Source organism: Luteibacter sp. P4_E6 (assembly GCF_056401535.1).
Genome location: NZ_JBFUJE010000119.1, coordinates 1 through 9,898, shown reverse-complemented (window position 1 = coordinate 9,898; position 9,898 = coordinate 1). Strand labels below are relative to the sequence as shown.

The window sequence follows — 9,898 nt, the reverse complement described above, 5'->3', positions numbered from 1 at the left end:
GTACCCGGCCGCCGCACGCACGAACAGCGGTGCCCACTGGGCGAAGCGCTGTAGATACTGAGCCATGTTCGGCTCCGTGTAGCGGCCRCCCAGCCAGTAGAACGCTCCGTTCGACACGGCATACGACAGCGTGGCACTGACCACGATACCCGCGAACACCAGGCCGTGCGAGGCAAGCGAGCCGTTGTAGCGCGGGGCGAGAAGACGGCCTGCATACCAAAGGACGGCGTAAGCAAGCGGGAGGAAGGCGTACGCCACCGTGATGCAGAAGTCGCTCACCCCGGCATAACTCACCGAKTACCAGTCGATCAGCACCGACAGGACCACGAAGCCGACGAAGGCCAGATGCTTGCGCAGATAGATGCCGCCAAGGAAGAACAAGGCCATGGACGCATCGGGTAGATGAAGGGCATCGCCGAAGTGATTGAAGCGCGTGGCGATCATCACTAGCGCGAACAGGCCGGCAACAGCAGTGAACAAGGAACGTGAGAGCGGCTTCATAAGGTGACCTCGAAGGTGGGACGGTTACGAACGGGGCTGGTAACGCAGGGTCAGCATCCAGTTGCGCTCCGGCTGGTTGTAATACTGCGCAGTCTCGTAGCGACGATCGAAAATGTTGTTCGCCGACAGTTCGATTTTCCACGCCGGGGCGAAGGCATAGGCCATGCGAAGATCGGTCAGCGTGTAGCCGCCCAGCCGGTTGGCGTTGGCGGTGTCATCGAAGCGATAGGCCGAAGCGAACACGCTCGCACCGACGCTGAACGCGCCGAAGCTGCGGTCGACATCGATATTTGCGGTGCGACGCGCACGACGCGGCAGCAGGTTTCCGTGCGTGTCATCGTCGCTATCGTCGATCGGCTGCAGCCAGGTGGCGTTTCCGGCGAGGCGCCAGTCACCGATGGTTGTGTCCGCGGCCATCTCGACGCCACGGATGCGCGAGCGGTCGATGTTATTCGCCCCGCCGAACGGGAACAGCGGACCACTCAGGCTCGAGTCGAACACGATCAAATGGTCGATCTTGTTCTGGAAGCCGTTGACGGACCAGTGGCCCCAGCCCGGCGTGCCCCGCAACCCCAGCTCCCAGTTCTTCGATGTCTCCGGGCCCAGATCCGGATTGCCGTAGTCGGGGAAATACAGGTCGTTGAAGGTCGGCGCCTTGAAAGCGGTGCCGTAGCTAGCGGTCACGCGCAAGGTCTTCGTCAGCGCATAGCCGTACTGGAGGCTGCCGGTGGTCTTGCCGCCGAACTGGCTGTTCTCGTCACGACGCACGCTGCCCTGTACGGAGCTGTCGCCGTACTCCTGCTGCCACTCGGCAAACAGCGCGTGGTTGCGGCGTGCATCGACGAGGTAGTCGGTGCTGCCAACCACGCGATCGCGTTGCCAATCGAAGCCCACGGTGGTGAGGCCGGCGCTCTCACCGACGCGACCGAGATCGGCCTGGAGGGAAGCGAGGTCACGATGCGTGTTGAACGTGTCGGCGTAAACGCCATTCTCGTAGTCGGTCGAAAGATCTTCGCTACGGCTCAGGCTGGCGGTGATCAGGATGTCCTGCGCCGGCTTGTAGCGCACGCGGCTGCCCAATACCTGTGTCGCCGACTGGGCAAAGTTGCTGCTGGTGCCGTCGTAGTGGTTGCGGCCTTCCGTACGCGTCGCCGTGGCGTCAGCGTCCCACTGGTCGTCGAAACGCCAGCCGCCCAGCAAAGACAGCGCATTATTCTTGTAACCATCCCTGTCGGGCTCATACGTGAAGCAGCCGGCGCCGCCCGGGCTGGGCTTCCCGCGGCACGCATTGATGCCGTCGGTCTGGTCATGGGTTGCCTGGACGGAGTACCAGCCTTGCGCACCGCGACCGGCGAAACCGACGGAACCGCTCGCCGCGTCGTATGAGCCCACGCCTACCGAGAAGTTCGGTACGAACGCGCCCTCGGGATGACGGGTGAAGATCTGGATGACGCCACCGAGCGCTTCCGAACCGTAAAGGCTGGAGTACGGACCGCGCACGATTTCGATGCGCTCGATCTGGTCGACCGGGATGTCCTGGAAGGCAGCAGTGCCGGAGGTGGCCGAGCCGATCTTGACCCCGTCCACCATCACCAGCACGTGATCGGATTCGGTACCGCGCAGGAACACGGACGTGGCCTTGCCCGGACCGCCGTTGTTGGCGATCGACACGCCCGGGGTACCGCGCAGCAGGTCAGCCAGGGAATGCGGCTGGAGACGCTCGATATCGGCGCGGTCGATCACCGTCGAGGCGGCGAGGACCTGGCTCTGGGTCTGGTCTGTGCGACTGGCCGTGACGACGACCTTGTCCAGATCGGTGGAAGCATCATCGGCGATGGCCGCAGCGGGCACGAGCAAAGCGATCGCGATGGAGACCGCGAGGGTGGAAGAACGAAATGACACAAAACAACTCCTGCTAACCGCGCCTACCCGCGCGGCATCAATGGCGAGGAACAGGAGGCGGGAAGACAGGATCGCGGAGGGCAAAAGGCCGACGGCAACCCACGACATGGCCCTCCGCCTGTCCGGTGTACCTCATGGCCGGTCTCCGGGCTCGCGAGCGCAGGGAATCCCTACCGGACGGCGCCTTCCCATGCCTATGGCACAGTGACTTGATGCCGACCTTTGCTCGCCTACCGTTGCGGGGGCAGCTCCGGAATGGTGGCAGCCTCGAAAGGCCGCGCACGTCACCGGATTCCCGTTTCAATCCTCGGCACTGAAGCCTTGGATCACCTTGGGCGCAAGTAGTGTATCCGAACGCGGCACACGGYGGCATAGATGGCCAATTAAAAGAAGGGTGCGCGGCCGAGCCGGCCGCTGAGTGCCCCAAAAGCCTTAAAAGGTTGCATCGAATTCCTTGCTGCCCGACCACAGCACGGTGTTGTGTTCACCGGTCAATCATCGTCGCCCCACAGGGCGATCAGTGCTCGCGAACCGTCGCGCCTTTCACCGCGTTGGCCAGCCGCTGCTTCATGACCGCATCCGACGGATTGGCGTCGCTTCCGTAGTACAAGGTGTAGAGCACGTTGGTATCGGCACCAGGCGTACCGAGCGTCGTGCCAGCCCAGCTCATGTCGGAGTCCTTGTACGGCTGTCCGTCCCCTGGGTGGGCGCGGGTAACGATGTCCTTCCAGCCGGAAAGATAATCGCGCGGCGAGTCAGGGAATGGCTTCGGATGCCGATTGATGCGTACGGCGGTGTACTTGTCCATATCCGGCTGAGCGCTAATGCCCGCGATACCCAGCGTCGCGCTGCCGTCGCGTCCCAGATAGCCGTAGCTGACGGCGAGCTCACCGTTGGCTTCGATCGGCTGCAAATCCGGGCCATAGCTAAGCGAGAATCCCGCCGGCGCGATGGAAAACCGCTTGCCGAAGTCGATGGCGAGATTCGCAGAGGCCAGCTCCGTGGGCACCCAGTCACCTTGCTGGAGGAATTCCTTCCAGGCAGCGAAGCTACCGTCGTAGGTCGTGGAGATCAGTCCGAGGAGGGTTTCGGTCTGGACGCTATCGGCGTGCCGGAAACGCGACTGCGTCTTCGACAGGAGAACGACATAACCGTCGGGCACGGGTAGCGAGTACACCTCGAGCACGGCGTCGATAGCCGGGAAGGCAAAGTCGCGATGCTGCCAACGCCGATGCCATCGATCGACGACGACAACGTCGCTGATGGGCGACCCGAGCGACGTCATCCTGACTTTCTCGTCGCCCACGTCACGCGTGAACGTGGAGGCTTTGAAGATCAGGTCCACGAGGCCGGCGGCGTCGGAGTACAGCTTGGCCAGGGGCAGATCGTCTGGCTTTCGCACATGCAGCAGTATGACTTTCCCCAACAGGCCGGCATCGACGAAGCCATTGCCTGGAAGTGCTGACTTCGCGTGCTCGGGTATCCAGTAGGTCCACTCGTTGTTAGCACCACGACGAAGTGCCATGGGGTAGGCATCGAGCGGCGCACCGGCGGCAAGGATTTTTTTGCTGCCATCACCCTTGGGAAACATGTTGGCATCCTCCCGGCCGAGAAGCTCCTTCCACTGGGAATCGAAAAAGGTGTCGGCCTGCGCCAGGTAACTCTTGGCGAAATCGTCAAAAGTAAGTGGCAGGTCGACATGCACGCGGAAGATCCCATCCTGGGTCGCGTCCATGAAGATGGCACGGCCCGAGGCACGCCTTTCCGAGTCCACCGATTTCGTCGGCGCATCCAGAACCAGACTGATGGGCAGCGCGAAGTTGAGGTTTTCGTTGGGCGACTTGCGCAACACCACGCCGATCACCTTCCCGTCCTTGTCCAGGAGGGGGCCGCCGCTATTGCCTGGCGATGCGGCCGCCGAGAAGCGGATCCACTTCCACTGGCCATTCTCGTCTTCCGGCGTATCGGACGTGTACAGGCCATCGCGTACCACGACGCCTGTGCCCAACGCATTACCGACCGCGTAAACCGCCTCGTTGAGATGGTTACCACGGTCGACGGCCAGGGGTTTCACGTCCGGCGCGTTGGCCACGGTGAAGACCACAAAATCTTGCGCCAGGGAAAATCCGACGACCTTGTCGATGGCAAAGACCTTGCCGTCCGCGTCACGTAGCAAAGGCGGACCCGAACGGCCGCCAATGCCGTCAATGACCACGTGGAAAGCCGTGACGAAACGGTTCTTGCCAATGGCGAACGCCGTTCCGATCGAATTGTATTTGTCGTTGCGGTATTGGAAGGGGAGCTTTTCCAGCGGGAGCGGCTTCTCGTAGCGTGCGGATGAATCGTCGGGCTTGGCCAGCACCACCTCGAACGTGGCGCCTTTCACCACGGGCAAATGCGACGCGTCCAGGGTGGCGGCAGACAGGCTCTGCGAGAACCACACGGCTATTGAGAAGAGGGTCAGGCGGCAGATACGTCCGTGAATTTGCATGAAGGCGCTCGGGCTGGTGGGCCGGGAGTTTCAGCAGCCTCCCTGGCAAGGCTTGAACCGCGTCAGACGATACAGTGTCAGTCAACCCCACTCAATAACGACGGCAGAGTGTCTGCCGCAATTATTGCAAGACAACCGGGAGCCCCGGTTTCGCAGCCTGCGTCCAGGTTCCGGAGAATCCGCCCGACTTCGTCGGCACCAGATCGAACGTCTCGAGAACCACGCCATGCTCATCCTTATGTTGCAAGATCCAGTGCCCGGATGGCGCCTTGGCGATGTCGAGGCCGATCGATGTGCCAATCCGTTCGTAGAAATAGCTCGCGCCGGAAGTGGACCCAATCAAGGCAATGGCGCTCCCCTTCCCGATCGTCCCTCGCCAGGTACCGACCGTGGGCGTGACCGAGGCGCGACGACAAGCAGCGCTGCGCTCGATCAGAAGGCACCGACCGTAAGGTGTCATATAAGGTGCAAGTGATGCGTACGACGCTTGCCATGTCACCTCGCCAACATCRTCGAGTGCCAGGATCGCGTGCGGGAAAAAGCAACCGCGTGCCACCGTGAGCACGAGACCGATCTCGAACGTCGTATCGCCTTGCGCGTCGCTGAGTTCACCCGTGCACCGTTCATAGGCTTCCCGCTGCGTCTTCAGGTCGTCCTCGGCGCCCGGGGCTGTCCGCGCGGGGTCCGGATGGGCGATGACCGATGCGATCCCCGCCAACAGGGCCTTGGTGGCAGCCTGTTTGCCGCGCTCGATGCCCTGGGCGGTCAGGATGTCCTCGGGAACGATGAGCTGGCCATCGTGCGAGTCGAACGACATCCACGTGTGGTCGACTGAGGGATGCGCGCCCATGGACGAGACTTCGAAATCGATCGTTATCACCTGGCTATCCGCCCGGACGACGGTAAACGTGAGGTCCGTCATACCGCCCGTCTGGTCTTCTTCGGTGAAGACAGGCTGGTGATAATGCCCGGGCACCTGGCGCAACAGGCTGTACTGGATGGTCAGGTTGATCTTCGCCGCGACATTGGCGGCCATGCCGGAGACCACCGGCACGTCGTAATGCTCAGCATAGGCTGTGCCCACTGGAAAGGTCAGCGTGTCGACGCGTACCTGTGCGGTGGCGACGAGCGGCGTGCAAAGGACAAGGCCAAAAGCGAGTGTGCGCAACATCCGTGGTGCTCCCCTGGTTCCAGAACCGATGGTACCAAGGTTGTCTGACTTCCTCGTGGCGACGTGGTGACGGAACGCGGCGTCGATGACGCCGCGTTCCGCTTTGTGCCCTAATCCAACGGGCGCTCAGTAATCCCAATACCCCGGCACCCAACGGTAGGCATCACCGTCCACAGCCACCCGGCCAACCGACGGGAATGACACGTGGGTGGCCACGAGCAATTCGCCGCTCGCCGCCAACTCCTTGAAAAGACGCAGGCGGACGTTGACCGCCTCTTCGGGGTCGTGCTCGAAGCCGTTCTGCCAATCCGGGTGATCGAACGCGACCGGGAACAGGGCGTCGCCCGCGAACGTCAGCGCCTCGGTACCGGATGCAATACGGACCACGCAGTGCCCCGGTGTGTGACCGCCGGTACGACGGGCAACCACCCCGGGCGCTACCTCGTACTCCTCGTCGAACTGCCGCAGCTGGCTGCTGTAGTCCGCGAGGAAGCGCTTGGCGGTGACGCGAAGCACATCCGGAATCGGCGGCGGCATGACCGTGCGGGAAAAGTCCGGCGACTCCCAGAACGCAACCTCGGAAGCGGCTACGTGGATCCGTACGTCCGGACGCAGCTGTTCTTTCACGCCGTCACCGAGCAGGCCGCCCACATGGTCCATGTGCAGATGGGTAAGGACCACGTCAGTCAGGGAGGCCAGCGAAATGCCGGCGTCCTCGAGTCGCTTGACCAGCTGCCCCGCGCGCGGAAAACCTTCGAACACACCACCCAACCCGGAGTCGATGAGGATGGTCTGGTCACCACTGCGCACGACGACGACGTTAACTGCCCAATCGAACGTTTCTGGCAGAAGCATGTTGTCCAGCCAGGCGGCGCGACCCGCGGGCGCGACATTGGTCGACATCACTTCGAACGGGATCGGCAACGTGCCGTCGCTGATCACCATGACGTCGATCTCGCCGATCTTCAGCGCATAGCGCGACGGAACCAGATCCCTGGACTTTGCTTCAACGGTGTGTGGAATGCTGTGTACTACGCTCATCTTTCTCTCCTGCTGACCACGGTATGACAACCGACGTGGTTCCATCCTAGGTTTCAGCAGAACGCTCCGGTAGGCATCGAAGCGGCCTCATGCTATTGCCTGTTGCGCACCAATACCCCTCCCTTCACATCACGAGGTGCGAATCGCCACCACGGGCGGCACCTTCGCGGCGTATGACGCAGGCCCCCAGACGGCAAGCTGACCCAGCAGCCACAGCACGAGTGCCCCGATCAGCGGTACGTAGAGCGGCATGAATTGCAAAGGATAGACTCTCATCAGGCCGATATTCGCCAAGACGGACAGCACCAGTCCAAGGGCGACACCGCCACTGACGATCAGGAAGTTCTCGGCGTGAAAGTAACGCAGGATGTCACCCGTGGTCGCGCCCAGGGAGCGACGAATCCCGATTTGCGTGCGTCGCTGGCTGACCCAGAAGCTGCTCAGTCCGACGATGCCGCCTGCCGTGGCCAACATAAGCAGTCCGCAGACGATGCTCAGTAAGGTCGCCACACTTCGGTCCGCGGCATAGGCCTGCTCGCGCGCGCCGGCGAGCGTGACGACACCATCCTTCGCGTCGATGATGCGCATGCCCCCACGCGGCTCGAGAGATTTCAATGCCGCGGCGATGACAGGTGCCATGGGGGTGGCTTCGGTGCGAACCAGATACACCACGCCGTCGGGATCGCGAGAACGGGCCGGGAGAAGGATGCTGCTGTAGTCCAGGGCGGCCGACTCTCTAAGCGGCGACTGAAGACTGGCGACGATGCCGACAATGGCGGTCGGCCCACCCGGGAGGTACACCGTCTTGCCCAGCGCGTTTCCGTCGGGGAACAGCTTATCGGCAAGATTTCGCGTGACGATAATGGCCGGGGCTGTTGGCTTGTCGTCAGGGCTGTACGTCGTTATTTCCTCGGGACGGAAATTGCGCCCCTCTTCCAGCGATACGCCAAAGGTGTCGAGCGCATGGTCGTCGGCAAGATAGACCACGCCACGCGGTGGGCGCGTGCTCTGGTCCTGCTGGAGCTTCACGCCGGCGATGAGGATGCCGTTGGCACCAGCCAGCGGATACGTCTGGCTGGCGGACGCATCGCGCACACCCGTTGCCCGACGCAACGCGTCCAGGTCAGCACGAATCGTGGCCTCGACCTGGGTCGGGTTCTGGCCGGCCCTCCACCCATTTCGGATCACGAAGATGTGCGCCTCGTCGGTTCCGGTGAGGCGCGAAAGATGGACGATGCGAGTCGCGACGATATACAGCGCGTTCGACGCCACCGCGAGCGTGAGCGCCACCTGCAGGCCGATGAGCAAGGTGGCGACCTTGTGCCGGCCCAGCGCGGCAAGAATCGGGCTTAACTGCATGAATGCCCTGGCTAGTCTCATGTCAGGAACCTCAAGGGTTGATCTTGATCTGCCAGGCGGGCGCGATTCGCGCTGCTCGCCAGGTCGGATAGAGGGCGGCAACGACCGTCGCCGCGATCGAAAGCAGTACCGTGAGCCCGATGAGCGACGCATCGATATGCACCATGCGCGCGATCTTCGGCTCGAAGAGGCCGCCGATGCCCCATAGGCCGAGCAAGGTCAGGGTCACGCCGAAAAGACCGCCGACAAAGCCAATGCTGGCTCCTTCGATCAGAAACTGCCGGTAGATGGATGCGCGCGAGGCGCCAAGCGCTCGCCGGATACCGATCTCCGGCGCCCTCCGCATGAATCGGGCGAGCATGAGACCGACGACATTGATGAGGACGATCAGCAGAAAGCTGGCAGAGACCAGCATGGACAACGACGATGCCGGCGGCGCGACACGCAGGTAGTCCATCCAGTCCATCAGATCGTGCAGGCCAACATTGGGCGGCCACGCGAAGCGCCCAAGCCGTTGCTGCTCCTGGGCATAGCCGTGCAAATACTCGCGGTAGCCCGCCACGTCCGCAGCCGTCGGAAGCTCGACCCACGCGGCAATGCGGTCGCATTCGCCGTGGAGGTAGGCATCCCAGTCGCGCGGATCGGTCCCTCCGGCATCCGACCGGCAATCGGGAAACTTGATGTCCTTCTTCATGTCAGTCGCGCGGGTGAACGGGATGAAGACATCCCCCGCGTCGTCAAGGGCACTGCTGCCTCCCAGGGTGGCCATGTCGAAGAAGCGGGGCCTCGGCTTCCAGTCGTCGAGAACACCCGCGATCTGGAATGCCTTCCCATCGAGCCGAAGACCCTGCCCCACGCTGTTCCGTCCGCCAAACACCTTGTCGTTCAGGGCCCGGCTGATCACCACCATGGAGGCGTGCCGCTCGTCGTCGTTCGGTGCCCAACCGCCACCGAAGCGGAACGGCACGTCGAACATGGGAAAGAAGTCGGCCGTTACCGCGTCGCCGATCGCCGCCAGTGCAGGTATCGAAGGGTCGTTGGATTCCACACCCCACCTGGTCGAATAGACCAGCGCTTGCCGCTTCGCCTTGCCTGCTTTCCACAGCGCGACCGCGTCGATGTAGCTCAACATCTCAGGCGGCTCACCGTCGACGGCGTGCGCCGGACCGGCGTTATCGATCTGCGGCGCAAAGAGCTGCGAGGATCGGCCCGGCATCGGATCGCTCGTCGTCGCGCGAAACACCGCGTACGAGACCATGCATGCCGAAACACCAAAAGCCAGCAACGCGACAACCAGCGCCGTTAGCGCTTTACTCCGCCTGCAGCTACGCAAGGCCAGCGCAACGTAATACCCCCACATATCGTCCCTTTTTCCCCTTCCGTAAGCGGTCGAGAGCAATATTAGTGCCAAACGATAGCGAGACGACCTGGCC

At 62.7% G+C, this 9,898-nt stretch carries 7 protein-coding genes and 1 riboswitch; all 7 genes read right to left on the bottom strand.

The genetic code is table 11. The features are described 5' to 3' along the window. Positions 1-501, bottom strand: a 501-nt coding sequence (locus tag AC1DT2_RS09725; RefSeq protein ID WP_477296034.1) for a hypothetical protein, incomplete at its 3' end; no start/stop codon positions are given. A 24-nt stretch (positions 502-525) separates the two neighbouring features. Further along, positions 526-2,403, bottom strand: a complete 1,878-nt coding sequence (gene btuB, locus AC1DT2_RS09720; RefSeq protein WP_477296033.1) for a TonB-dependent vitamin B12 receptor — start codon at positions 2,401-2,403, stop codon at positions 526-528. 119 nt (positions 2,404-2,522) lie between these two features. Beyond that, positions 2,523-2,752, bottom strand: a riboswitch (cobalamin riboswitch). A 168-nt stretch (positions 2,753-2,920) separates the two neighbouring features. Continuing rightward, the gene (locus AC1DT2_RS09715) at positions 2,921-4,894 is read right to left on the bottom strand and encodes a S1 family peptidase (protein WP_477296032.1); all 1,974 of its coding nucleotides are present in this window, start codon (positions 4,892-4,894) and stop codon (positions 2,921-2,923) included. 121 nt (positions 4,895-5,015) lie between these two features. Further along, entirely contained in the window at positions 5,016-6,065 is a 1,050-nt protein-coding gene (locus AC1DT2_RS09710; protein ID WP_477296031.1) for a hypothetical protein, read from the bottom strand. 126 nt (positions 6,066-6,191) lie between these two features. Continuing rightward, positions 6,192-7,106, bottom strand: a complete 915-nt coding sequence (locus tag AC1DT2_RS09705; RefSeq protein WP_477296030.1) for an MBL fold metallo-hydrolase — start codon at positions 7,104-7,106, stop codon at positions 6,192-6,194. A 129-nt stretch (positions 7,107-7,235) separates the two neighbouring features. Next, positions 7,236-8,465, bottom strand: coding sequence for an ABC transporter permease (locus AC1DT2_RS09700; protein WP_477296029.1), 1,230 nt, complete (start codon positions 8,463-8,465; stop codon positions 7,236-7,238). 31 nt (positions 8,466-8,496) lie between these two features. Further along, positions 8,497-9,825, bottom strand: coding sequence for an ABC transporter permease (locus tag AC1DT2_RS09695; RefSeq protein ID WP_477296028.1), 1,329 nt, complete (start codon positions 9,823-9,825; stop codon positions 8,497-8,499). Positions 9,826-9,898 lie beyond the last annotated feature (73 nt).

Excerpts from the sequence above, each read along its gene's own strand:
- AC1DT2_RS09715 (WP_477296032.1), bottom strand. The coding sequence starts at position 4,894 with ATGCAAATTCACGGACGTATCTGCCGCCTGACCCTCTTCTCAATAGCC.
- AC1DT2_RS09700 (WP_477296029.1), bottom strand. The coding sequence starts at position 8,465 with ATGCAGTTAAGCCCGATTCTTGCCGCGCTGGGCCGGCACAAGGTCGCC.
- AC1DT2_RS09705 (WP_477296030.1), bottom strand. The coding sequence starts at position 7,106 with ATGAGCGTAGTACACAGCATTCCACACACCGTTGAAGCAAAGTCCAGG.
- AC1DT2_RS09695 (WP_477296028.1), bottom strand. The coding sequence starts at position 9,825 with ATGTGGGGGTATTACGTTGCGCTGGCCTTGCGTAGCTGCAGGCGGAGT.